This is a genomic window from Streptomyces avicenniae, from assembly GCF_000719135.1.
GTDB lineage: Bacteria > Actinomycetota > Actinomycetes > Streptomycetales > Streptomycetaceae > Streptomyces > Streptomyces avicenniae.
In genome coordinates, this window is the sequence record NZ_JOEK01000010.1 from 158,118 (window position 1) to 181,514 (window position 23,397).

21 protein-coding genes are annotated in these 23,397 nt (G+C 74.6%); 19 read left to right on the top strand and 2 right to left on the bottom strand.

Annotated elements, in window-relative coordinates:
• The first annotated feature begins 65 nt into the window (after positions 1 to 65).
• The 15 genes from pyrR to IF27_RS18910 all read left to right on the top strand — a co-directional run bounded on the left by pyrR (position 66) and on the right by IF27_RS18910 (position 17,508).
• The gene (gene pyrR / locus IF27_RS18840) at positions 66 to 674 is read left to right on the top strand and encodes a bifunctional pyr operon transcriptional regulator/uracil phosphoribosyltransferase PyrR (protein WP_052850826.1); all 609 of its coding nucleotides are present in this window, start codon (positions 66 to 68) and stop codon (positions 672 to 674) included.
• 102 nt (positions 675 to 776) lie between these two features.
• Positions 777 to 1,766 (top strand): aspartate carbamoyltransferase catalytic subunit, encoded by a 990-nt coding sequence (locus IF27_RS18845; protein ID WP_052850827.1) that lies wholly within the window; start codon positions 777 to 779, stop codon positions 1,764 to 1,766.
• Complete coding sequence (locus IF27_RS18850; RefSeq protein WP_052850828.1) at positions 1,763 to 3,070, top strand: dihydroorotase; 1,308 nt, start codon at positions 1,763 to 1,765, stop codon at positions 3,068 to 3,070. The genes IF27_RS18845 and IF27_RS18850 overlap by 4 nt, the downstream gene beginning before the upstream one ends.
• Positions 3,067 to 3,702, top strand: a complete 636-nt coding sequence (locus IF27_RS18855; protein ID WP_223291105.1) for a PH-like domain-containing protein — start codon at positions 3,067 to 3,069, stop codon at positions 3,700 to 3,702. Before IF27_RS18850 ends, IF27_RS18855 begins: the two co-directional genes overlap by 4 nt.
• Positions 3,699 to 4,832, top strand: a complete 1,134-nt coding sequence (gene carA, locus IF27_RS18860; protein WP_052850829.1) for a glutamine-hydrolyzing carbamoyl-phosphate synthase small subunit — start codon at positions 3,699 to 3,701, stop codon at positions 4,830 to 4,832. The genes IF27_RS18855 and carA overlap by 4 nt, the downstream gene beginning before the upstream one ends.
• Complete coding sequence (gene carB / locus IF27_RS18865) at positions 4,825 to 8,172, top strand: carbamoyl-phosphate synthase large subunit (protein ID WP_052850830.1); 3,348 nt, start codon at positions 4,825 to 4,827, stop codon at positions 8,170 to 8,172. The genes carA and carB overlap by 8 nt, the downstream gene beginning before the upstream one ends.
• A 5-nt stretch (positions 8,173 to 8,177) precedes the next feature.
• Positions 8,178 to 9,296 (top strand): quinone-dependent dihydroorotate dehydrogenase, encoded by a 1,119-nt coding sequence (locus IF27_RS18870; RefSeq protein WP_052850888.1) that lies wholly within the window; start codon positions 8,178 to 8,180, stop codon positions 9,294 to 9,296.
• On the top strand, positions 9,293 to 10,162 hold the full coding sequence (gene pyrF, locus IF27_RS18875; RefSeq protein ID WP_052850831.1) for an orotidine-5'-phosphate decarboxylase: 870 nt from the start codon (positions 9,293 to 9,295) through the stop codon (positions 10,160 to 10,162). Before IF27_RS18870 ends, pyrF begins: the two co-directional genes overlap by 4 nt.
• 246 nt (positions 10,163 to 10,408) lie before the next feature.
• Positions 10,409 to 10,732, top strand: a complete 324-nt coding sequence (locus tag IF27_RS18880) for an integration host factor (protein ID WP_052850832.1) — start codon at positions 10,409 to 10,411, stop codon at positions 10,730 to 10,732.
• A gap of 38 nt (positions 10,733 to 10,770) precedes the next feature.
• On the top strand, positions 10,771 to 11,322 hold the full coding sequence (gene gmk, locus IF27_RS18885; RefSeq protein WP_052850833.1) for a guanylate kinase: 552 nt from the start codon (positions 10,771 to 10,773) through the stop codon (positions 11,320 to 11,322).
• Between the two features lie 24 nt (positions 11,323 to 11,346).
• A complete protein-coding gene (gene rpoZ / locus IF27_RS18890) occupies positions 11,347 to 11,619 on the top strand; it encodes a DNA-directed RNA polymerase subunit omega (RefSeq protein WP_052850834.1) in 273 nt (90 codons plus the stop codon).
• Positions 11,620 to 11,747: 128 nt separating this feature from the next.
• On the top strand, positions 11,748 to 12,962 hold the full coding sequence (gene coaBC / locus IF27_RS18895; RefSeq protein ID WP_052850835.1) for a bifunctional phosphopantothenoylcysteine decarboxylase/phosphopantothenate--cysteine ligase CoaBC: 1,215 nt from the start codon (positions 11,748 to 11,750) through the stop codon (positions 12,960 to 12,962).
• 253 nt (positions 12,963 to 13,215) lie between these two features.
• Complete coding sequence (gene metK, locus IF27_RS18900; RefSeq protein ID WP_052850836.1) at positions 13,216 to 14,424, top strand: methionine adenosyltransferase; 1,209 nt, start codon at positions 13,216 to 13,218, stop codon at positions 14,422 to 14,424.
• A 73-nt stretch (positions 14,425 to 14,497) separates the two neighbouring features.
• Positions 14,498 to 16,624 carry a primosomal protein N' gene (locus IF27_RS18905; RefSeq protein ID WP_476713127.1) on the top strand — a complete coding sequence of 709 codons (2,127 nt, stop codon included), beginning with the start codon at positions 14,498 to 14,500 and terminating at the stop codon, positions 16,622 to 16,624.
• Between the two features lie 101 nt (positions 16,625 to 16,725).
• On the top strand, positions 16,726 to 17,508 hold the full coding sequence (locus IF27_RS18910; RefSeq protein WP_052850890.1) for a DUF899 family protein: 783 nt from the start codon (positions 16,726 to 16,728) through the stop codon (positions 17,506 to 17,508).
• 96 nt (positions 17,509 to 17,604) lie between these two features.
• Here the strand turns inward: IF27_RS18910 and IF27_RS18915 are convergent, their stop codons facing one another.
• A complete protein-coding gene (locus IF27_RS18915) occupies positions 17,605 to 18,111 on the bottom strand; it encodes a hypothetical protein (protein ID WP_052850837.1) in 507 nt (168 codons plus the stop codon).
• Between the two features lie 265 nt (positions 18,112 to 18,376).
• On the opposite strand from IF27_RS18915, the gene fmt reads away from it, so the two are divergent.
• The 4 genes from fmt (at position 18,377) to IF27_RS18935 (ending at position 22,666) form a co-directional block, all read left to right on the top strand.
• Entirely contained in the window at positions 18,377 to 19,309 is a 933-nt protein-coding gene (gene fmt, locus IF27_RS18920; RefSeq protein WP_052850838.1) for a methionyl-tRNA formyltransferase, read from the top strand.
• A gap of 78 nt (positions 19,310 to 19,387) precedes the next feature.
• A complete protein-coding gene (locus IF27_RS18925) occupies positions 19,388 to 20,803 on the top strand; it encodes an RsmB/NOP family class I SAM-dependent RNA methyltransferase (RefSeq protein WP_052850839.1) in 1,416 nt (471 codons plus the stop codon).
• 44 nt (positions 20,804 to 20,847) lie between these two features.
• Positions 20,848 to 21,522, top strand: coding sequence for a ribulose-phosphate 3-epimerase (rpe, locus tag IF27_RS18930; protein WP_052850840.1), 675 nt, complete (start codon positions 20,848 to 20,850; stop codon positions 21,520 to 21,522).
• 157 nt (positions 21,523 to 21,679) lie between these two features.
• Entirely contained in the window at positions 21,680 to 22,666 is a 987-nt protein-coding gene (locus IF27_RS18935; protein WP_052850841.1) for a sugar-binding transcriptional regulator, read from the top strand.
• 20 nt (positions 22,667 to 22,686) lie between these two features.
• On the opposite strand, the gene IF27_RS18940 is transcribed toward IF27_RS18935, so the two are convergent.
• Positions 22,687 to 23,304 (bottom strand): TetR/AcrR family transcriptional regulator, encoded by a 618-nt coding sequence (locus IF27_RS18940; protein ID WP_052850842.1) that lies wholly within the window; start codon positions 23,302 to 23,304, stop codon positions 22,687 to 22,689.
• Between the last annotated feature and the right edge of the window lie 93 nt (positions 23,305 to 23,397).

The window sequence follows — 23,397 nt, forward strand, 5'->3', positions numbered from 1 at the left end:
TCGACGGCGATCGAACGACGTCCTTTAAGACCCGTCCCGTGAGGCGGGGAAGGAGGTCCTGCGCCATGGACGACAGCAGCACCGTACCGACCCACCCCGACGCCGCCGACCCGTCCGCCCCCCGCTCCGTGCTGGAGGCCCCGGACATCGCGCGCGCCCTGACCCGTATCGCCCACGAGATCGTCGAGCGCGCCAAGGGCGCCGACGACGTGGTGCTCCTCGGCATCCCGACCAGGGGTGTCTTCCTCGCCCGGCGGCTCGCCGCCCGGCTGCGCGAGATCACCGGCCATCCGGTGCCCGTCGGCTCCCTCGACATCACGATGTACCGGGACGACCTGCGGATGCGCCCCGCCCGCGCGCTGGCACGCACCGAGATCCCGGGCGACGGCATCGACGGCCGTCTGGTGATCCTCCTGGACGACGTGCTCTTCTCGGGACGCACCATCAGGGCCGCCCTCGACGCGCTGAACGACATCGGGCGCCCCCGCGCCGTGCAGCTCGCCGTGCTCGTCGATCGGGGCCACCGCGAGCTGCCGATCAGGGCCGACTACGTCGGCAAGAACATCCCCACGTCGCAGCGTGAGACCGTCCGGGTCCTGCTCACCGAGGAGGACGGCCGCGACGGCGTGCTCCTCGGCGTGCGCGGGCAGTCCCCGGCCGCCGACGGGCGCTGACCCATGTCCCTCGCCGGGCCGTAGCCCCGTCATGCCAGCACGCCGCACACCCCCCTTTTCGGCTCTCGGCCAGGCCATCGCCTGGACCCACGGAAGGCACTGATGAAGCGTCACCTCATCTCGGCCGCCGATCTCACGCGCGACGACGCCGTCCTCGTCCTGGACACCGCCGAGGAACTCGCCCGCGTCGCCGACCGGCCGATCAAGAAGCTGCCCACCCTGCGCGGCCGGACGGTCGTCAACCTGTTCTTCGAGGACTCGACCCGCACCCGGATCTCCTTCGAGGCGGCGGCGAAACGTCTCTCCGCCGACGTCATCAACTTCTCCGCCAAGGGCTCGTCCGTCTCCAAGGGCGAGTCCCTGAAGGACACCGCGCTCACCCTGGAGGCGATGGGCGCCGACGCGGTCGTCATCCGCCACCACGACTCGGGCGCCCCCCACCGGCTGGCCACCTCCGAGTGGATCGGCGGCGCCGTCGTCAACGCGGGCGACGGCACGCACGAGCACCCGACGCAGGCGCTGCTCGACGCGTTCGCCATCCGCCGCCGCCTCGTCGCCGGGCCCTCGGGCGGCCTCGGCAAGGACCTGTCGGGGCGGCGGGTCACCATCGTCGGCGACATCCTGCACAGCCGCGTGGCCCGCTCCAACATCCACCTGCTCACGACCCTCGGCGCGCAGGTCACCGTCGTCGCGCCGCCCACCCTGCTGCCGGTCGGCGCGGGCGTGTGGCCCTGCGAGGTGTCCTACGACCTCGACGCCGTCCTGCCGACGTCGGACGCCGTGATGATGCTGCGCGTCCAGCGCGAGCGCATGAACGCCGCGTACTTCCCCACCGAGCGTGAGTACGCCCGCCGTTACGGTCTCGACGGCGACCGGATGGCCCGCATGCCCGAGCACGCGATCGTCATGCACCCCGGCCCGATGAACCGCGGCATGGAGATCACCGCCGAGGTCGCCGACTCGCCCCGCTGCACCGCCGTCGAGCAGGTCTCCGGCGGCGTCAGCGTCCGGATGGCCGTCCTGTACCTGCTGCTCGGCGGCTCGGAGCCGGCCGTGAGCACCACCCGCACCGAGGAGAACACGCTGGCATGAGCGCTGACCCGACCGACCAGAACCGGACACTGATCCGCGGCGCCCGCGTCCTCGGCGGCGACCCGGCCGACCTCCTGATCGACGGCGGCACCGTCGCCGCGACCGGCACCGGCCTCGCCGCGGACGGCGCCGAGGTCATCGACGCCACCGGCCTCGTGCTGCTGCCAGGGCTCGTGGACCTCCACACCCACCTGCGCGAACCGGGCCGCGAGGACTCCGAGACCGTCCTCACCGGCACCCGCGCCGCGGCGGCCGGTGGCTTCACCGCCGTGCACGCCATGGCCAACACCTTCCCCGTCGCCGACACCGCCGGTGTCGTCGAGCAGGTCTGGCGCCTCGGCGCCGCCTCCGGCTACTGCGACGTCCAGCCGGTCGGCGCCGTCACCGTCGGCCTCGGCGGCAGGCAGCTCGCCGAACTCGGCGCCATGCACGACTCCGCCGCCGGGGTGACCGTCTTCTCCGACGACGGCAAGTGCGTGGACGACGCGGTCATCATGCGGCGCGCGCTGGAGTACGTGAAGGCGTTCGACGGCGTCGTCGCACAGCACGCCCAGGAGCCGCGGCTCACCGAGGGCGCCCAGATGAACGAGGGCACCGTCTCCGCCGACCTCGGCCTCGGCGGCTGGCCCGCCGTCGCCGAGGAGTCGATCATCGCCCGCGACGTCCTGCTCGCGGCGCACGTCGGCTCCCGCCTGCACATCTGCCACGTCAGCACGGCGGGTTCCGTCGAGCTGGTCCGCTGGGCCAAGTCGAAGGGCTGGCGCGTCACGGCCGAGGTGACGCCCCACCACCTGCTGCTGACCGACGAGCTGGTCCGCTCCTACGACCCCGTCTACAAGGTCAACCCGCCGCTGCGCACCGAGGAGGACGTCCTCGCGCTGCGCGCCGCGCTCGCCGACGGCACCATCGACTGCGTGGCCACCGACCACGCCCCGCACCCGCACGAGGACAAGGACTGCGAGTGGGGCGCGGCGGCCATGGGGATGATCGGCCTGGAGACGGCGCTGTCCGTCGTCCAGCACACGATGGTGGACACCGGGCTGCTCGACTGGGCCGGGGTCGCCGACCGGATGTCGTACCGGCCCGCCGCCATCGGGCGGCTCACGGGCCAGGGCAGGCCGGTCGCCGTCGGCGAGCCCGCCAACCTGACCCTGGTGGACCCCGCGCACCGCGCGCCCGTCGATCCCGCGGCCTTCGCCTCCCGCAGCCGCAACACGCCCTACCGCGGCCGTGAGCTGCCGGGCCGGGTCGTCCACACGTTCCTGCGCGGACGGGCCACGGTCCGGGACGGGAAGCTCGCATGAACGCGCCGCACGCCCTCACCGCACTCGCCGCCCCGCTGGCCGAGGAGACCCGCAGGTCGCAGGAGGTCACCGACTGGGGCGAACGCATCGCCTGGCTCGTCGGCATCGCCCTGTTCGTCGCCCTGGTCTACTGGCTGATGCGCGAGGGCTGGAAATGGCGGGCCACGCTCCAGGGCGACCTGCCGGAACTGCCCCCCGTGCCGGAGGACGACGCCACGCCCCGCCTCACGCTCACCGGCCGCTACCACGGCTCGACGACCGCGGGGCAGTGGCTCGACCGCATCGTCGCGCGCGGCCTCGGCGCCCGCAGCCGGGTCAGGCTCGACCTGACGGACGCGGGCGTGACGGTCACCGGCACCGGCGCCGGTGACTTCCTGATCCCCGCCGCCCGGCTGCGCGGGGCCCGCCTCGACAAGGGCATCGCGGGCAAGGTCCTCACCGAGGGCGGCCTGCTCGTCCTGACCTGGGAGCACGGCGACCGGCTGCTCGACTCAGGGTTCCGCTCGGACACCGCCGCCGGGCACGCCGCCTGGGTCGAGGCCCTGGGCACCTATCTGCCGGAGGGCGTCGCCGCCCCCGCCTCCGGCCCACCCACCACCCCCGGCCCGCACAGCGAAGAAGGCGCACGATGACCACAGCCAGCCCGACCCCCGCGCTGCTCGTCCTGGAGGACGGCCGCACCTTCCGCGGCCAGGCGTACGGCGCGGTGGGGGAGACCTTCGGGGAGGCCGTCTTCTCGACCGGCATGACCGGTTACCAGGAGACGCTGACCGACCCCTCCTACCACCGCCAGATCGTCGTGATGACCGCGCCGCACATCGGCAACACGGGCGTCAACGACGAGGACCCGGAGTCCCGCCGCATCTGGGTCGCCGGGTACGTCGTCCGCGACCCCGCCCGTACCCCGTCCAACTGGCGCTCCGTGCGCACGCTGGACGAGGAGCTGGCCGCCCAGGGCGTCGTCGGCATCGGCGGCGTGGACACCCGCGCCCTCACCCGCCACCTGCGCGAGCGCGGCGCGATGCGCGCCGGGATCTTCTCCGGCCCGGCCCTCGGCGCCCGGGAGGACGACCTCCTGGCCCGCGTACGGTCCGCGCCGCAGATGGCGGGCGCCGACCTGGCCGCCGAGGTGGCCGTCACCGAGCCGTACACCGTGCCGGCCCTCGGCACCAAGCGCCTGGCGGTCACCGCCGTGGACCTCGGCATCAAGGGCATGACGCCGCACCGCATGGCCGAGCGCGGCATCGAGGTGACCGTCGTGCCCGCCACCGCCACGCTGGACGAGATCTACGCGTCGTCGCCCGACGGCGTGTTCTTCTCCAACGGCCCCGGCGACCCCGCCACCGCCGACCACCCCGTCGCGCTGATGCGCGGCGTCCTGGAACGCGCCACCCCGCTGTTCGGCATCTGCTTCGGCAACCAGGTCCTCGGCCGGGCACTCGGCTTCGGCACCTTCAAGCTGAAGTACGGCCACCGCGGCATCAACCAGCCGGTGAAGGACCTGGCCACCGGCAAGGTCGAGGTCACCGCGCACAACCACGGCTTCGCCGTGGACGCGCCGCTCGACGGTCCTTCCGAGACCCCCTTCGGCCGCGCCGAGGTCTCCCACGTCTGCCTGAACGACGACGTCGTCGAGGGGCTGCGGCTGCTCGACCGGCCCGCCTTCAGCGTCCAGTACCACCCCGAGGCCGCGGCGGGCCCGCACGACGCGGCCTACCTGTTCGATCGTTTTGTTTCCCTGATGGAGGACCGGCGTGCCTAGGCGTTCGGATATCACGTCCGTACTGGTGATCGGCTCCGGTCCGATCGTGATCGGGCAGGCGGCCGAGTTCGACTACTCGGGCACGCAGGCCTGCCGTGTGCTCAAGGCCGAGGGGCTGCGGGTCGTCCTCGTCAACTCCAACCCGGCCACCATCATGACCGACCCGGAGATCGCCGACGCGACCTATGTCGAGCCGATCACCCCGGAGTTCGTCGAGAAGATCATCGCGAAGGAGCGCCCCGACGCGCTCCTGCCGACCCTGGGCGGCCAGACCGCGTTGAACGCCGCCATCGCCCTGCACGAGGCGGGCACGCTGGAGCGCTACGGCGTGGAGCTGATCGGCGCCAGCGTCGAGGCCATCAGGAAGGGCGAGGACCGCGAGCTGTTCAAGGGCGTCGTGGAGACCGTGCGCGGCCAGCTCGGGCACGGCGAGTCGGCCCGCTCCGTCATCTGCCACTCGATGGACGACATCCTCGCGGGCGTGGAGGAGCTGGGCGGCTACCCGGTCGTCGTCCGCCCCTCGTTCACCATGGGCGGCGCCGGTTCCGGCTTCGCGCACGACGAGGACGAGCTGCGCCGCATCGCCGGGCAGGGCCTCGCCCTGTCCCCGACGACCGAGGTGCTGCTTGAGGAGTCGATCCTCGGCTGGAAGGAGTACGAGCTGGAGCTGATGCGCGACCGCAACGACAACGTGGTCGTCGTCTGCTCCATCGAGAACCTCGACCCGATGGGCGTGCACACCGGCGACTCCATCACGGTCGCGCCCGCGATGACGCTGACCGACCGCGAGTACCAGATCCTGCGGGACATCGGCATCGCCGTCATCCGCGAGGTCGGCGTGGACACCGGCGGCTGCAACATCCAGTTCGCGGTGAACCCCGAGGACGGCCGGGTCGTCGTCATCGAGATGAACCCGCGCGTCTCCCGCTCCTCCGCGCTCGCCTCCAAGGCCACCGGCTTCCCGATCGCCAAGATCGCCGCCCGCCTGGCCATCGGCTACACGCTGGACGAGATCCCGAACGACATCACCGAGAAGACGCCCGCGTCCTTCGAGCCGACGCTCGACTACGTCGTCGTCAAGGTGCCCCGGTTCGCGTTCGAGAAGTTCCCGGCCGCCGACGCCACGCTGACGACGACCATGAAGTCCGTCGGCGAGGCCATGGCGATCGGCCGCAACTTCACCGAGGCGCTCAACAAGGCGCTGCGCTCCCTGGAGAAGAAGGACGCGCCGTTCGACTTCTCCGCCCTCGCCCCCGGCGCCGCCGACTCCGCCGCCCCGGCAGACCCCGCCGACAAGGAAGCCCTGCTGCGGCTCGCCGCCGTCCCCACCGACGGGCGGCTGGGCACCGTCATGCGTGCCGTCGTCGCGGGCGCGACCCCGGAGGAGGTCTTCGAGGCCACCCGCATCGACCCCTGGTTCGTGGACCAGCTGTTCCTCGTCCACGAGACGGCCCGGCTGATCGCCGACGCCGACCAGCTCGGCCCGGAACTCCTGCGCACCGCCAAGCGCCACGGCTTCTCCGACGCCCAGATCGCGGACATCCGCGGCCTGCGCGAGGAGGTCGTGCGCCAGGTGCGGCACGCCCTCGGCGTCCGGCCGGTCTACAAGACGGTGGACACCTGCGCCGCCGAGTTCGCCGCCCGCACCCCGTACCTGTACTCCTCCTACGACGAGGAGACGGAGGTCACCCCGCGCGAGCGGCCCGCCGTCCTCATCCTCGGCTCGGGCCCCAACCGCATCGGCCAGGGCATCGAGTTCGACTACTCCTGCGTCCACGCCTGCTTCGCGCTCAGCGACGCGGGCTACGACACGGTGATGGTCAACTGCAACCCGGAGACCGTCTCCACCGACTACGACACCTCCGACCGGCTGTACTTCGAGCCGCTCACGCTGGAGGACGTCCTGGAGATCGTCCACGCGGAGACGCAGGCGGGGCCCGTCGCGGGCGTCCTCGTGCAGCTCGGCGGCCAGACGCCGCTCGGGCTCGCGCAGGCGCTGAAGGACAACGGCGTGCCGGTCGTCGGCACCTCGCCCGAGGCGATCCACCTCGCCGAGGACCGGGGCGCGTTCGGCCGCGTGCTGGAGGAGGCCGGGCTGCCCGCGCCCAAGTACGGCACCGCCTTCTCCTTCGACGAGGCCGCCGCGATCGCCACCGGCATCGGCTACCCCGTCATGGTCCGCCCCAGCTACGTCCTGGGCGGGCGCGGCATGCAGATCGTGTACGACGAGCCCGCGCTCGCCGCGTACCTGCGCGAGCACGCCGGGCTGATCGCCGAGCACCCCGTCCTGATCGACCGCTTCCTCGACGACGCGATCGAGATCGACGTGGACGCCCTCTACGACGGCGAGGAACTGTTCCTCGGCGGCGTCATGGAGCACATCGAGGAGGCCGGTATCCACTCCGGCGACTCGGCCTGCGCCCTGCCGCCGATGACCCTCGGCGCCCACGACATCAAGCGCCTGCGCGCCTCCACCGAGGCGATCGCGCGCGGCGTCGGCGTCCGGGGGCTGATCAACATCCAGTTCGCCCTGGCCGGGGACATCCTGTACGTCCTGGAGGCGAACCCGCGTGCCTCCCGCACCGTGCCGTTCACCTCCAAGGCCACCGCCGTGCCGCTGGCCAAGGCGGCGGCCCGCATCTCGCTGGGCGCCACCGTCGCGCAGCTGCGCGCCGAGGGGATGCTGCCCGCCGAGGGCGACGGCGGCAGCCTGCCGCTGGACGCGCCGATCTCCGTCAAGGAGGCCGTGATGCCGTGGTCCCGCTTCCGGGACATCCACGGGCGCGGCGTGGACACCGTCCTCGGCCCCGAGATGCGCTCCACCGGCGAGGTCATGGGCATCGACACCGTCTTCGGCACCGCCTACGCCAAGTCGCAGACCGCCGTCTACGGCACGCTGCCGACGAAGGGCCGGGCGTTCGTCTCGGTCGCCAACCGCGACAAGCGCGCCATGATCTTCCCGGCGCGCGCCCTCGCGGAGCACGGCTTCGAGCTGCTGGCCACCTCGGGCACCGCCGAGGTGCTGCGGCGCAACGGCATCCACGCCACCGTCGTCCGCAAGCAGGGCGAGGGCCCGGGGCCGGAGGGCCAGCCGACCATCGTCCAGCTCATCCACGAGGGACAGGTCGATCTGATCGTCAACACGCCCTACGGCACCGGGGGTCGGCTCGACGGCTACGAGATCCGCACCGCCGCCGTCGCCCGCGGCGTGCCGATCCTGACCACCGTGCAGGCGCTGGCCGCCGCCGTCCAGGGCATCGACGCGCTGCTGCGCGGCGACATCGGCGTCCGCTCGCTCCAGGACCACGCGCGCGACCTGACCGCCGCGCGCGAACGGTGAGCCGCGTGAGCCTCTACGGCGCCCTCTACAGCACCGTCCTGCGCCGGATCGACGCCGAGGCGGCGCACCGGCTCGCGTTCGCCCTCATCCGGGCGACCGCCCGCGTCCCCGGGCTGCGGGCAGCCGTCCGCGCCGCGTTCGCGCCGCCGCACCCGGAGCTGCGCGTCACGGCCCTCGGGCTCGACCTGCCGGGGCCCTTCGGCCTCGCCGCCGGGTTCGACAAGAACGCGGTGGGCATCGACGGCCTCGGCATGCTCGGCTTCGACCACGTCGAGATCGGCACGGTCACCTGCCTGCCCCAGGCGGGCAACCCGCCGCGGCGCCTGTTCCGCCTCGTCCGCGACCGCGCGCTGCTCAACCGCATGGGGTTCAACAACGACGGGTCGGCCGCCGTCGCCGCGCGGCTCGCCCGCCGCGGCCGGCCGCGCGGCGGCCCGGCCGTGGGCGTCAACATCGGCAAGACCAAGGCCGTCACGGACGAGGACGCCGTGGCCGACTACGTCACCTCGACCGAGCGCCTGGCGCAGCACGCCGACTACCTCGTGGTCAACGTCTCCTCGCCCAACACGCCCGGGCTGCGCGACCTCCAGGCCACCAGCCGCCTCCACCCGCTGCTGAGCGCCGTCCGCGAGGCCGCGGGGCGCGCCGTCCCCGAGCGGCGGGTGCCGCTGCTCGTCAAGATCGCGCCCGACCTCGCCGACGAGGACATCGACGCGATCGCCGACCTGGCCCTCGACCTCGGGCTCGACGGCATCATCGCCACCAACACCACCGTGTCCCGCGAAGGGCTCAGCAGCCCGGCCGACGCCGTCGCCGCGCTCGGCCCCGGCGGCATCTCGGGCGCCCCGCTGAAGGACCGGTCCCTCGCCGTCCTGGCGCGCCTGTACGGGCGCGTCGGCGGGCGGGTGACGCTCGTCGGCGTCGGCGGCGTCGAGACCGCCGACGACGCCTGGGCGCGCGTCCTCGCGGGCGCGACCCTCGTCCAGGGCTACAGCGGCTTCATCTACGAGGGCCCTGCCTGGGCCCGCGCCGTCAACCGGGGGCTGGCCGCGCGGCTGGCGGCGAGCCCGTACGCGACCCTCGCCGACGCGGTCGGCGCCCACGCAGGAAGGACCTCCGTATGACGAACGCGCCAGAACCGTTCGGCGCCCGCCTGCGCCGTGCCATGGACACACGCGGCCCGCTGTGCGTCGGCATCGACCCGCACGCCGCCCTCCTGGCCGACTGGGGGCTCGGCGACGACGTCGCGGGCCTGGAGCGCTTCACGCACACCGTGGTGGAGGCGCTGGCCGACCGGGTCGCCGTCCTGAAGCCGCAGAGCGCCTTCTACGAGCGCTTCGGCTCGCGGGGCGTGGCGGTGCTGGAGCGGGCGGTCGCGGACGCCAGGGACGCCGGTGCGCTCGTCCTCATGGACGCCAAGCGCGGCGACATCGGCTCCACCATGGCCGCGTACGCCGCCGCGTTCCTCGGCGAGGGCGCCCCGCTGCGCTCCGACGCGGTCACCCTGAGCCCCTACCTCGGCTTCGGCGCGCTGCGGCCCGCCCTCGACCTGGCCGCGGCGACCGGCTCGGGCGTCTTCGTGCTCGCCCTGACGTCCAACCCGGAGGGCCCCGAGGTCCAGTCCGCCGTGACCGCCGCGGGGGCGTCCCTGGGCCGTCTGGTGCTCGACAGGCTGCGCGCGGAGAACGCGGGGGCGTCCCCGCTCGGCTCGTTCGGCGCCGTCGTGGGCGCCACGCTCGCCACCGGGCCCGGCGGGACGCCCGCGGGGCCGGGCGGGCTCGCGATCAACGGGCCGCTGCTGGCGCCCGGCATCGGCGCGCAGGGGGCGACCGCCGCCGACCTGCCGCGCGTGTTCGGCGACGCGGTGGGGAACGTGCTGCCGAGCGTCAGCCGGGGTGTGCTGCGGCACGGTCCCGGCGTCGCCGCGCTGCGGGACGCGGCGGCCAGGGAGGCGGCCGAGGTGGCCCGCTTCACCGGCGTCGGCGTGTAGCGGGCCGGTTCCCGGAACCGAACGGCCCGTGCGGTCGTGCTCATATGTCGGAAATGTCGCCAAGGGCTCACAGCTGACCAGGACTTTTTGTCGATTACCGCTGACTAAACGCCGTGAGCCCCGCTAGTCTCCACCGAGAGCGGGGCGCCGAGCGCGTTGTTCGTTGCCCCGCCGGTGCGGTGCCGTTAGGTTCCTCACCGTTCCATGTTCCGTATCCGACAGTTCGACAACCGAGGTGACGCAGGCGTGGCTCTTCCGCCCCTTACCCCTGAACAGCGCGCAGCCGCGCTTGAGAAGGCAGCCGCGGCTCGCCGGGAGCGCGCCGAGGTCAAGAATCGGCTCAAGCACTCCGGCGCCTCGCTGCACGATGTCATCAAGCAGGGCCAGGAGAACGATGTCATCGGCAAGATGAAGGTCAGTGCCCTCCTGGAGTCGATGCCCGGCGTCGGCAAGGTCCGTGCCCGGCAGATCATGGAGCGGCTCGGCATCTCCGAGAGCCGCCGCGTCCGCGGGCTCGGTTCGAACCAGATCGCCTCGCTGGAGCGTGAGTTCGGCACCGGTGCCGCCTGAGATTTTCCCGCTCCGCCGGGAACCGGGATAATCACCGTATGACCGATCGTCCGCGGCTGACCGTGCTCTCCGGCCCCTCCGGGGTCGGCAAGAGCACGGTCGTCGCCCATCTGCGCAAGGCCCACCCCGAGCTGTGGCTGTCCGTGTCGGCCACCACCCGGCGGCCACGGCCCGGGGAACGCCACGGCGTCCAGTACTTCTTCGTGGACGACGGCGAGTTCGACAAGCTGGTCGCCAACGGCGAGCTGCTCGAATGGGCGGAGTTCGCCGGGAACCGCTACGGCACGCCCCGCCGGGCCGTCCTCGAACGGCTGGAGCGGGGCGAGCCCGTCCTCCTGGAGATCGATCTCCAGGGCGCACGCCAGGTCCGCGCCTCCATGGCCGACGCGCGCCTCGTCTTCCTGGCCCCGCCCAGCTGGGACGAGCTGGTCCGCCGCCTCACCGGCCGCGGCACCGAGCCGCCCGACGTGATCGAACGGCGGCTCACCGTCGCCCGTACCGAGCTGGCCGCGGAGCCCGAGTTCGACGTCACACTCGTGAACACCTCGGTCGAGGCGGTCGCGGCCGAGCTGCTAGCCTTGATTCGTTAGGCCACAACCAGGGAAAGGCGACGCGTGTCCTCCTCCATGACCACGCCCGAGGGCATCATCAACCCGCCGATCGACGAGCTGCTTGAGGCCACCGACTCGAAGTACAGCCTGGTGATCTACGCGGCCAAGCGCGCGCGGCAGATCAACGCCTACTACTCCCAGCTCGGTGAAGGGCTGCTGGAGTACGTCGGGCCGCTGGTGGACACCCATGTCCACGAGAAGCCGCTGTCCATCGCGCTGCGCGAGATCAACGCGGGCCTGCTCACCTCCGAGGCCGTCGAAGGCGCCACCGACTGAGTGGTGCCAGGGGCGGTGCCCCGGCAGTTCGTCCCCGGGCCCGGCGGCCACCCGCTGCCGGGCCCGCGGCATGTCGCGCCGCGGTGACCGCCGCGTGCGCCCAGTGACGTCAGTACGCGGAGGTGCCGGTGAGGGATCAGCCCAGGGTCGTGCTCGGGGTGGGCGGCGGGATCGCCGCGTACAAGGCGTGTGAGCTGCTGCGGCGCCTCACCGAGTCGGGGCACGCCGTCCGGGTGGTGCCCACGGCCGCCGCGCTGCGGTTCGTCGGCGCCCCCACCTGGTCCGCCCTGTCCGGCGCGCCCGTCGCGACGGAGGTGTGGGACGACGTGCACGAGGTGCCGCACGTCCGCATCGGCCAGGAGGCCGACCTCGTCGTCGTGGCCCCGGCGACCGCCGACGTCCTCTCCCGCGCCGCCACCGGCCGCGCCGACGACCTGCTGACCAACGTCCTGCTCACCGCCCGCTGCCCCGTGGTCTTCGCGCCCGCGATGCACACGGAGATGTGGGAGCACCCCGCCACCCGGGAGAACGTCGCCACGCTCCGCCGCCGGGGCGCCGTCGTGATCGAGCCCGCCGAGGGGCGGCTCACCGGCGCCGACACCGGCAAGGGCCGCCTGCCCGACCCGGCCGCGCTCTTCGACGTCTGCCGCCGGGTGCTGGCCCGCGGCGCCGCGCCCGTCCCCGCCGACCTGGCCGGGCGGCACGTGGTGGTCAGCGCCGGGGGCACCAGGGAGCCGCTGGACCCCGTCCGCTACCTCGGCAACCACTCCTCGGGCAAGCAGGGCTACGCCCTCGCCCGCACCGCCGCCGCGCGGGGCGCCCGCGTCACCCTGGTCGCCGCCAACACGGCCCTGCCCGACCCGGCGGGCGTGCGCGTCGTCCCGGTCGGCAGCGCGGACGAGCTGGAGAAGGCGGTCAGGGAGGCCGCGGCCGACGCCGACGCCGTCGTGATGGCCGCCGCCGTCGCCGACTTCAGGCCCGCCGTGCGCGCCGGGCAGAAGATCAAGAAGCGCGAGGGCCACGAGCCCGAGCCGATCGCCCTGGTCCGCAACCCCGACATCCTCGCGGGACTGGCCGCCGACCGGCCGCAGGGGCAGGTGGTCGCCGGGTTCGCCGCCGAGACCGAGGACGTCCTCGCCAACGGCCGCGCCAAGCTCGCCCGCAAGGGCTGCGACCTCCTGGTGGTGAACCGCGTCGGCGAAGGGCTCGCGTTCGGCACCGAGGAGAACGAGGCCGTCATCGTCGAGGCGGGCGGCGCCGAGACGCCGGTGCCCCACGGGCCGAAGGAGGCGCTGGCCGACCGCGTCTGGGACGTCGTCGCGCGCCTCCTGGACGCCCGCTGACCCCGCCGGGGACGTCCGCCCACCGGACCGGCCGTCTCGAACTACGGTACGCGTCTTCCGGCGGGCGCTCCGCGACGGATACGCTACGGACACCGTACGGAAGCCGGTACGACCACGGTGGACGCGCGGGCCGACCGCCGCCGAGCCTTCGGGCCCGGCCGGACGCGCGCCGGTTAGACTGACGCCGACCGAGCGCCGCCACGGGCGGTCGTCAGACATTTCAGTCAGCAGCCGCTGCAACCCAGGGAGCGATGTGTCCCGCCGCCTGTTCACCTCGGAATCCGTGACCGAGGGTCACCCCGACAAGATCGCCGACCAGATCAGCGACACGATCCTCGACGCGCTGCTGCGCGAGGACCCCAGCTCGCGCGTCGCCGTCGAGACGATGATCACGACCGGCCTCGTCCACGTGGCCGGGGAGGTCACCACGAAGGCGTACGCGGACATCGCGACCCTGGTGCGCGGCCGGATCCTGGAGATCGGCTACGACTCGTCGAAGAAGGGCTTCGACGGCGCCTCCTGCGGCGTCTCGGTGTCCATCGGCTCGCAGTCGCCCGACATCGCGCAGGGCGTGGACACGGCGTACGAGTCGCGGGTCGAGGGGGACGAGGACGAGCTGGACCGCCAGGGCGCGGGCGACCAGGGCCTCATGTTCGGCTACGCCTGCGACGAGACGCCCGAGCTGATGCCGCTGCCGATCCGGCTGGCGCACCGCCTCTCCCACCGCCTCTCCGAGGTCCGCAAGAACGGGACCATCCCCTACCTGCGCCCCGACGGCAAGACGCAGGTCACCATCGAGTACGACGGCGACAAGGCCGTCCGGCTCGACACGGTGGTCGTCTCCAGCCAGCACGCCTCGGACATCGACCTCGACTCGCTCCTCGCGCCCGACATCCAGGAGTTCGTGGTCGAGCCCGAGCTGAAGGCCCTGATCGGCGACGGCATCAAGCTGGAGACCGAGGGCTACCGGCTGCTCGTCAACCCGACGGGCCGCTTCGAGATCGGCGGCCCGATGGGCGACGCCGGGCTCACCGGCCGCAAGATCATCATCGACACGTACGGCGGCATGGCGCGGCACGGCGGCGGCGCGTTCTCCGGCAAGGACCCCTCGAAGGTGGACCGTTCGGCCGCCTACGCGATGCGCTGGGTGGCGAAGAACGTCGTGGCCGCGGGGCTCGCCGCGCGCTGCGAGGTGCAGGTCGCCTACGCGATCGGCAAGGCGGAGCCGGTCGGCCTGTTCGTCGAGACCTTCGGCACGGCGACCGTCCCGGTGGAGAAGATCGAGCAGGCCATCACCGAGGTCTTCGACCTGCGTCCCGCCGCGATCATCCGCGACCTGGACCTGCTGCGTCCGATCTACGCCCAGACGGCCGCCTACGGCCACTTCGGCCGCGAGCTGCCCGACTTCACCTGGGAGCGCACCGACCGCGTGGACGCCCTGCGGGCCGTCACCGGCCTCTGAGCTGCGGCTCCGCCCTCCCTCCCGCGTGCCGGGGCGGGGGGCGGTGTCCGACCCATCTGTTGTACTGGACGCCGTGAGTCAGGAAGCCAGCGGAGCCAGGGGCGGCGAACAGCTCGCCCTCATCCGCGCGGCGGCCCGCCGCGAGGGCGGGCGGAAGGCCCCGCCCCGCACCTGGCGCGGCGCGCCCCTGGCGGAGGGGCTGCCCGTCGCCCGCGTCCTGGTGGACAAGGGCCTGGTGCATCTCGACCACCTCTTCGACTACGCGGTGCCCGCCGCCATGGACGCCGACGCGCAGCCGGGCGTACGGGTCCGGGTGCGCTTCGGCGCCGGACAGCGCGACGGGCGGCGTGAGGGCGGCGGGCTGATCAACGGCTTCGTCGTCGAGCGCCGCGCCACCAGCGACTTCCCCGGCGTCCTCGCCCCCCTCGCCCAGGTCCTGTCCACCGAGCCGGTCCTCGGCCCGGAACTCCTGCGGCTGTGCCGGTCGGTGGCCGACCGCTACGCGGGCTCGCTCGCCGACGTCGTGCAGCTCGCCGTCCCGCCCCGCATGGCCAGGGCGGAACGCGCCGCGTCCCCCCCGGCGCCCGCCCCGCCCCAGGCCCCCGAACCCGGCGGCTGGACGCGCTACCCGCACGCCGCCGGATACCTCGCCGCCCTCGCCTCGGGCGGCGCCCCCCGCGCCGTGTGGACGGCCCTCCCCGGCCCGCAGTGGCCCGACGAGCTGGCCCGCGTCCTCGCGACCGCGCTGGCCGCCGGACGCGGCGCCCTCGCCGTCCTCCCCGACGGGCGCGCCGCCGCCCGCGTGGACGCGGCGCTGACCGCCCTCACCGGGCCGGGACACCACGTCCTGCTCACCGCCGACTCCGGCCCCGAGGCGCGCTACCGGCGCTGGCTCGCCGTACGCCGGGGCGCCGTGCGCTGCGTGGTCGGCACGCGCGCCGCCATGTTCGCGCCCGTCACCGGCCTCGGCCTCGTCGCCCTGTGGGACGACGGCGACTCCGCCCACCACGACATCAACGCCCCCCAGCCGCACGCCCGCGACGTCCTGACGCTGCGCGCCGCCCTGGACGACGCGGCCCTCCTCCTCGGCGGCCACGCGCACACCGCCGAGGCCGCCCAGCTCGTGGACTCCGGCTGGGCCAGACCGCTGGCCGCCGGGCGGGACACCGTCCGGGCCGCCGCGCCGCTGGTCCGTACCGTCGGCGACGGCGACGAGGCACGCGACCCCGCCGCCCGCACCGCGCGGCTCCCCAGCCTCGCCTGGCAGACGCTGCGGGAAGGGCTCGCCGCGGGCCCGGTCCTCGTGCAGGTCCCGCGCCGGGGCTACGCGCCCCGCCTCGCCTGCGACCGCTGCCGGACGGCCGCCCGCTGCGACCGCTGCCACGGGCCCCTCGCCTCGGGCGGCCCCGCCGAGGCGCTGGGCTGCGCCTGGTGCGGCGTCCCCGCGCCCGACTGGCACTGCCCCGAGTGCGGCGGCAGGCGGCTGCGCGCCGTGGTCGTCGGGGCGCGGCGCACCGCCGAGGAACTGGGCCGCGCCTTCCCCGCCGTCCCGGTCCGCACGTCGGGCCGCGACCACGTCCTCGCGACCGTGCCCGACCGGCCCGCCCTCGTCGTCAGCACGCCGGGCGCCGAGCCCGTTCCCGAGGGCCCCGGCTACGCGGCGGCGCTGCTGCTCGACGGCTGGGCCCTGTTGGGGCGGCAGGACCTGCGGGCGGCGGAGGAGGCGCTGCGGCTGTGGATGAACGCCGCCGCGCTCGTGCGGCCACGGGACGACGGCGGCACCGTCGTGGTCCTCGGGGAGCCCCTGGAGCGGCCCGTGCAGGCGCTGGTGCGCTGGGATCCTGCCGGGTTCGCGCTGCGCGAGCTGGCCGACCGGGCGGCCCTCGGCTTCCCGCCCGTCTCCCGGATGGCGGCCGTCATCGGCACGGACGAGGCCGTCGCCGCGCTCCTCGGCGCGGCGGAACTGCCGCCGCAGGCCGAGGTGTTGGGCCCGGTGCCCCTGCCGGTCACCGCGCCGGGCCGCGCCCGCCGCCCCGGCGATCCGCCGCCGGGGGAGCGGTGGGAACGGGCGCTCGTCCGGGTGCCGCCCGGCGCCGGAGGGGCGCTGGCCGCCGCCCTGAAGGCGGCGGTGGCCGCGCGGCTGGCGCGGCGCGACGGGCCGGTCGCCCGCGTGACGATCGACCCGCGCGACATCGGCTGACGGCCCCGCGCGTCGTGCGCCGCGATGAGTTCCGGCCGTGCCACGAGTCTGCCCCGGTGCCGTACACGCCGTACGGCGCCCGGCACATGACGGAGGACACCATGACGACCACGCCCGACGACCTGACCGCCCTGCCGCCCGGTCTCCCGCCCCTCGCCGACCTGTCAGGCTGGCAGGCGGCCCGCGACGAGCTGCTGGTCCGCGAGAAGGCCCACACCCGCGAGGGCGACGCCATAGCCGCCGCCCGCCGCCGTCTGCCGATGGTGGAGTTCGACGGGACGGCCGAGGTCGTCGGACCTGACGGGCCCGTGCCGTTCCTCGACCTGTTCCAGGGCCGCGACGAGCTGCTGGTCTACAAGCACATGTGGCACGACGGCGCGCCGCACCAGGGGCAGTGCGAGGGCTGCACCGCGGCGGCCTGGCACCTGCAGGACGCCGTCTACCTCAACGCGCGCGGCGTCTCGTTCGCCGTCCTCACCACCGGCCGCTGGGAGGAGGTCGCCGCCTTCACCGGGTTCATGGGCTACACCCAGCCCTGGTACTCGGTGCGCGGCCTGGACGAGCCGGTGGGCGGCGAGATGGGGTACCTCAGCTGTTTCCTGCGCGCGGGCGACCGCGTGTTCCTCACCTACTCCACGACGGGCCGCGGCAACGAGGTGGCCTCCCCGTTCTTCGCCCTGCTCGACATGACGCCCCACGGCCGCGGCGAGGCGTGGCAGGACAACCCCGCGGGCCGACCGGAGGGGAACGGCCCGTGCTGGTACTGGCGCACGGACGTCGCGGGGAACCCCACCTGGGGCCCGACCGGCCGCCCCGCGCCGCAGTGGACCCGCCCCGGCGTGACCGCCGAGACGACCCTCGGACGGCAGGAGCACTGCCACTGACGCCCGGGACCGCCCGGCCCCGACGGGCGCACGGCGCCGCCGCGTGGGTCGCGTACGACCCACGCGGCGGGCGGATCCCGGCAACCGCGTGCCGGATCAGGAGTTCCGCTGGCCGGGGAAGACCCCGGCCCTGCTGTCACCGCTCACCTGCTGGCCCGGCCTGCCGGGCACGGGGCGTGCGGGCGGTACGCCGGGGGCCAGGGGCTCGGGCCGCGCGCTCTCGCGCGCGGGACCCTGCGCCTGCCCCTGCACGGGTGCGCGCCGGGCGCCGTACCGGCGGTGCACCGCCTGTTTGGTCACCCCGAGCGCCGAGCCGACGGCGTCCCAGGAGAAACCGAGCGAACGATCGAAGTCCACCGCTGCCGTCACGAGGGACTCCACGCTGTCGCGGAGCTCCTGCGCGAGCCGGACCGTCGGCGCCGGTGCCCGGCCGTAGACGACGAAGCCCGCGGACGGGCCGGTGCGGCGGGGGCGGTAGACATTGCCCAGTTGCGCGGTGAGCGTCCGCAGCGCGTCCACCTGTCGGCGCACCCGCTCGATGTCCCGCACCAGCAGGTGCAGACTGGCCCGTGCCTGAGCGTCGGGGGTGGCGTTGTCGGCCATGAACAAGCCTCTCGAACCGGTGTCTAGGTACGACGGGCCTGACCGGGCCCGTCTCGGTCAATCTCCTTTGACCAACGCGCCATGCGTGCAGGAGTCACGCACAGGGCGCGCCTTCGTCAACGTGGCGGAGCCCGCCGACTCCCGCGCGCACCCGTCCCGGGCGGCCGGGGAGCGTGCCGGGGAACGGACATAGACTGGCTCGCCGGTTCCCCGGAAAACCCGGCCCGCAGCCCGTTTCACCTGCCCGAGAGGTCCCCAAGACACGATGAGGCTCGTCTTCGCCGGTACCCCCGAGGTCGCCGTCCCCGCCCTGGACGCCCTGCTCGCGTCGGACCGGCACGAGGTCGTCGCCGTCGTCACCCGTCCGGACGCACCGGCGGGACGCGGACGCCGCCTCGTCGCCAGCCCGATCGCCCAGCGCGCCGCCGAGGCGGGCATCGAGATCCTGCGCCCGGCCCGCCCGCGCGACCCCGACTTCCAGGAACGGCTGCGCGCCCTCGCGCCCGACTGCTGCCCGGTCGTCGCGTACGGCGCGCTGCTGCCCGTCTCCGCCCTCGCCATCCCCCGGCACGGCTGGGTCAACCTGCACTTCTCGCTGCTCCCCGCCTGGCGCGGCGCCGCCCCCGTCCAGCACGCGGTCCTGGCGGGTGACGACATGACGGGCGCCAGCACGTTCCTCATCGAGGAAGGGCTCGACTCCGGCCCGGTCTACGGCGTCATCACCGAGAAGATCAGGCCCCAGGACACCAGCGGCGACCTCCTCACCCGGCTCGCCCTCGCGGGCTCCGGTCTCCTCGCCGCCACGATGGACGGCATCGAGGACGGCTCCCTGCACGCCGTGCCCCAGCCCCTCGACGGCGTGACGACCGCGCCCAAGCTGACCGCAGAGGACGCCGCCGTGGACTGGCGGGCCCCCGCGCTCGCCGTCCACCGCCGCGTACGCGCCTGCACACCCGCGCCCGGCGCCTGGACGACGTTCCGCGGCGAACGCCTGAAGCTCCGCCAGGTCACCCCCGCGCCCGACCGCACAGGACAGGAGCCCGGCGCCCTCGACGCGGGCAAGCAGCACGTCCACGTCGGCACCGGCTCGCACTCCGTCGAGCTGGACTGGGTGCAGCCCCAGGGCAAGAAGCCGATGCGCGCCGCCGACTGGGCCCGCGGCGTGCGGGTCGCCCCCGGCGAACACCTGGGCGGCTGACCGGGGCCGCCCGCCCCCGCCGTACGCTTGACCACCCCAGCGGGACCAGCCCGCGCACCAGCCGGAGTGACCCCTCACGTGAGCAGTCGGCAAAGCCGCCAGCCCAGGCCCTACCGCCGCCCCCGCCGCGACCCGGTCCGCATCCTCGCCTTCGACGCCCTGCGCGCCGTCGCCGAACGCGGCGCCTACGCCAACCTGGTGCTCCCGCCGCTGCTCGCGCGCGCCAAGGAGTCGGGCGGCTTCGACGGGCGTGACGCCGCCCTGGCCACCGAGCTGGTGTACGGGACGCTGCGCCGCCAGGGCACGTACGACGCCGTCCTCGCCGCGTGCGTGGACCGGCCGCTGCGCGACGTGGACCCGCCCGTCCTCGACGTGCTGTCCCTGGGCGCGCACCAACTGCTCGGCACCCGCATCCCCGGCCACGCCGCCGTCAGCGCGACCGTCGAGCTGGCCCGCTGCGTGGTGGGCGACGGCCGCGCCAAGTTCGTCAACGCCGTGCTGCGCCGCGTCGCCGCGCACGACCTCGACACCTGGCTCGACCGCGTCGCGCCGCCCTACGACGACGACCCGGAGGCGCACCTCGCGCTCGTCCACGCGCATCCGCGCTGGGTCGTCTCCGCGCTGTGGGACGCGCTCGGCGGCGGCCGGGCGGAGATCGAGGCGCTGCTCGCGGCGGACAACGAGCGCCCGCGCGTCACGCTGGCCGCCCGCCCGGGGCGCAGCACCGCCGACGAGCTGCTGAAGGAGCCGGGCGCCGAGCCGGGGCGCTGGTCGCCGTACGCCGTGCGGCTCGCGGACGGCGGGGAGCCGGGGGCGCTCGGCGCCGTCCACGACGGGCGGGCCGGTGTGCAGGACGAGGGCAGCCAGCTCGTCGCCCTCGCGCTCGCCAACGCGCCGCTCACCGGCCGCGACACGCGCTGGCTCGACGGCTGCGCGGGCCCCGGCGGGAAGGCCGCGCTGCTCGCGGCCCTGGCCGCGGAGCGGGGCGCGGCGCTGGTCGCCGCCGAGCGGCAGCCGCACCGGGCCCGGCTCGTCGCCCGCGCCCTGGACGGCAACCCGGGCCCGTACCAGGTCGTCACGGCGGACAGCACGCGTCCCGCGTGGCGGCCCGGCGCGTTCGACCGCGTCCTCGTGGACGTCCCGTGCACCGGCCTCGGCGCCCTGCGCCGCCGCCCCGAGTCCCGCTGGCGGCGGCGCCCCGAGGACCTGGACGGCCTCGTCACGCTCCAGCGGAAGCTGCTGCGCGGCGCCCTGGCCGCCGTGCGCCCCGGCGGCGTCGTCGGCTACGCGACGTGCTCGCCGCACCTGGCGGAGACCCGCCTCGTCGTCGGCGACGTCCTCGACGGGCTCACCGGCATGACGGCCGAACGCCTCGACGCCAGGCCGCTGCTGCCCGGCGTGCCGGACCTCGGGGACGGCCCCGACATCCAGCTGTGGCCCCACCGCCACGGCACGGACGCGATGCATCTGACGCTGCTGCGCCGCACCGCGTGATCACCGGTCGCCCGAAGGGCGCGCGGAGCGGGGATACTTGGCCCATGGCACAGATCAACCCCAGCATGCTGTCCGCCGATTTCTCCCGGCTCGCCGAGGAGGCCGAGGCCGTCAGGGGCGCCGACTGGCTCCACATCGACGTCATGGACAACCACTTCGTCCCCAACCTGACGCTCGGCGTCCCGGTGGTGGAGGCGCTGGCCAAGGCCACCGACATCCCGCTGGACTGCCATCTGATGATCGAACAGCCCGACCGCTGGGCCCCGGCGTACGCCGAGGCGGGCGCGGGCTCGGTCACGTTCCACGCCGAGGCCGCCGCCGCGCCCGTGCGGCTCGCCAGGGAGATCCGCGCCCGCGGCGCGCGTGCCTCGCTGGCGCTCAAGCCCGCCACCCCGATCGAGCCCTTCGAGGACCTGCTGCCCGAGCTGGACATGGTGCTGATCATGACCGTCGAGCCCGGGTTCGGCGGGCAGGCGTTCCTCGACGTCACGCTGCCGAAGATCCGCCGCACCAGGAAGCTCATCGAACGCCACGGCCTGCCGCTGTGGCTCCAGGTGGACGGCGGCGTCTCGGCCACCACCATCGAGCGCTGCGCCGAGGCGGGCGCGGACGTCTTCGTCGCCGGGTCCGCCGTGTACGGCACCGACGACCCGGCCGCCGCCGTCCGCGCGCTGCGTCACCAGGCGGAGGAGGCGGCGGCCAGGGCCACCGGGGGATGAACGGCCGACGTCGATCCGGCAGCGCGCCGCCCACGCCGCGCCCGGTACGGACCAGGGGCACCGCGGATCTGCGAGGATGAGGACGCGGTGTGAGCGGGGACACGGAGCGGAGGACAGTGAGGTGAGTGCGGTGCCGACCGGGAGGTCAGCCCCACGGATGGGGCCCGCCGAACTGATGCAGGCGGCGGCCATGGCGCGCCGCTTCTATCTGGAGGGCAAGTCGAAGATCCAGATCGCCGACGAGTTCGGCGTGAGCCGGTTCAAGGTGGCGCGGGTCCTCGAATCGGCGGTCGAGCACGACCTGGTGCGCATCGAGATCCGGGTCCCGGCCGAGCTGGACGCCGAGCGGTCCGACGCCCTGCGCGCCCGCTACGGGCTGCGGCACGTGGTCGTCGCCGAGTCGCCCTCGGACACCGCGGACGACACCCCCGACCCCGAGCACCTGGGCGAGGTCGCCGCCGAGCTGCTGGGCGAGCTGGTCAGCGAGGGCGACGTCCTGGGCCTCGCCTGGGGCCGCTCCACCATCCACATGGCGCAGGCGCTGCGCGCGCTGCCGCCGTGCACGGTCGTGCAGCTCACCGGCGTGTACGACGCGGGCACGGCCGAGCGTGGCTCCGTCGAGGCGGTGCGCCGCGCGGCGGCCGTCTCGGGGGGCGAGGCGCACCCGATCTACGCGCCGATGCTGCTGCCCGACACGACGACGGCGACCGCGCTGCGGCGCCAAGCCGGTATCGCCTCGGCGTTCGAGTACTTCGACAAGGTGACGATCGCGGCGGTCTCCATCGGCTCCTGGGAGCCCGGCATCTCCACCGTCCTCGACATGCTGGGCGACGCGGAGCGCAGGCACTACGCGTCGCTCGGTATCGCCGCCGAGATGTCCGCCCACCTGTTCGCGGCGGACGGCCGCCGCATCGGCCGTGACCTGGGCGAGCGCTGCATCACCGTCGAGGCGGAGCGGCTGCGGCGGATACCCGAGGTCGTCGCGATCGCGGGGGGACGGCGCAAGGCCGACGCGATCGGGGCCGTGCTGCGCTCCGGGCTGGTCACGAGCCTGGTCACCGACATCACCGCCGCCGACCGGCTGCTCGCCCAGCCGCCCGGCCGCCGTCCCGCGCTGGACCGCGTGGACCCCGACGCGGCGTAGCCCGCGCGGCGGTCCTCCCCTCAGCCGGGGGCGGGCCCGCGCCGCACCAGGGGGAGGTACACCTCGTCGGTGATCTCGACGAGCACGTCGTCAGGGGCGCTGGGGACGCCGCGCGTGACGAACTCGTCGCGCAGCAGGACGATCGCCACGGTGGCGACCCGTGGGCGCAGCGCCTCGGGCGCCGCCTCGCCGCGCGCCACCGCGCGCTCCAGGACGGTCAGCCAGGGGGCGGCGACCGTCTCGCCCGACTGGTCCTGCAACTGCGCCAGCAGTTCGGCGGTGCCGCCCGCCGCCGTGAACAGCTCCCGCAGGATCGCGCCCGACGGCGAACTCCAGTGCCGGTTCGCGCGGCGCAGGAGTTCGAGGACGTCGCCGCGCAGGTCGCCGGTGTCAGGGGGCGGCAGCGTCCTGGCCAGGTGCCGGTAGGCGGCGACGCCGAGCGCGAGCCGGTTGGGCCAGCGGCGGTAGAGGGCGTTCTTGTTGGTACCGGCACGCGCGGCGACCTTGTCCATGGTCAGCCCGGCGTAGCCCGACGCGGTCAGCTCCTCCACGGCGGCCCGCAGGAGCGCCTCCTCCAGCGCGGCGCCGCGGCGCCGTGTCCGCCCCGCGCCCTGCCGCGGCGTCGGCTCACCGGCCATGGCTCCCTCTCCCGGACGGTACGGAAAGTGCCGTCCCATTCTGGTTGCCGCCACCGGTCCACGCCAAGTAGGGTACGTCGAGTACCTTATTTT

Excerpts from the sequence above, each read along its gene's own strand:
- carA (WP_052850829.1), top strand. The coding sequence starts at position 3,699 with ATGACCACAGCCAGCCCGACCCCCGCGCTGCTCGTCCTGGAGGACGGC.
- gmk (WP_052850833.1), top strand. The coding sequence starts at position 10,771 with ATGACCGATCGTCCGCGGCTGACCGTGCTCTCCGGCCCCTCCGGGGTC.
- fmt (WP_052850838.1), top strand. The coding sequence starts at position 18,377 with ATGAGGCTCGTCTTCGCCGGTACCCCCGAGGTCGCCGTCCCCGCCCTG.
- IF27_RS18940 (WP_052850842.1), bottom strand. The coding sequence starts at position 23,304 with ATGGCCGGTGAGCCGACGCCGCGGCAGGGCGCGGGGCGGACACGGCGC.
- IF27_RS18915 (WP_052850837.1), bottom strand. The coding sequence starts at position 18,111 with ATGGCCGACAACGCCACCCCCGACGCTCAGGCACGGGCCAGTCTGCAC.
- IF27_RS18910 (WP_052850890.1), top strand. The coding sequence starts at position 16,726 with ATGACGACCACGCCCGACGACCTGACCGCCCTGCCGCCCGGTCTCCCG.
- IF27_RS18855 (WP_223291105.1), top strand. The coding sequence starts at position 3,067 with ATGAACGCGCCGCACGCCCTCACCGCACTCGCCGCCCCGCTGGCCGAG.
- IF27_RS18935 (WP_052850841.1), top strand. The coding sequence starts at position 21,680 with ATGGGGCCCGCCGAACTGATGCAGGCGGCGGCCATGGCGCGCCGCTTC.
- IF27_RS18850 (WP_052850828.1), top strand. The coding sequence starts at position 1,763 with ATGAGCGCTGACCCGACCGACCAGAACCGGACACTGATCCGCGGCGCC.
- rpe (WP_052850840.1), top strand. The coding sequence starts at position 20,848 with ATGGCACAGATCAACCCCAGCATGCTGTCCGCCGATTTCTCCCGGCTC.
- pyrF (WP_052850831.1), top strand. The coding sequence starts at position 9,293 with ATGACGAACGCGCCAGAACCGTTCGGCGCCCGCCTGCGCCGTGCCATG.
- pyrR (WP_052850826.1), top strand. The coding sequence starts at position 66 with ATGGACGACAGCAGCACCGTACCGACCCACCCCGACGCCGCCGACCCG.
- IF27_RS18845 (WP_052850827.1), top strand. The coding sequence starts at position 777 with ATGAAGCGTCACCTCATCTCGGCCGCCGATCTCACGCGCGACGACGCC.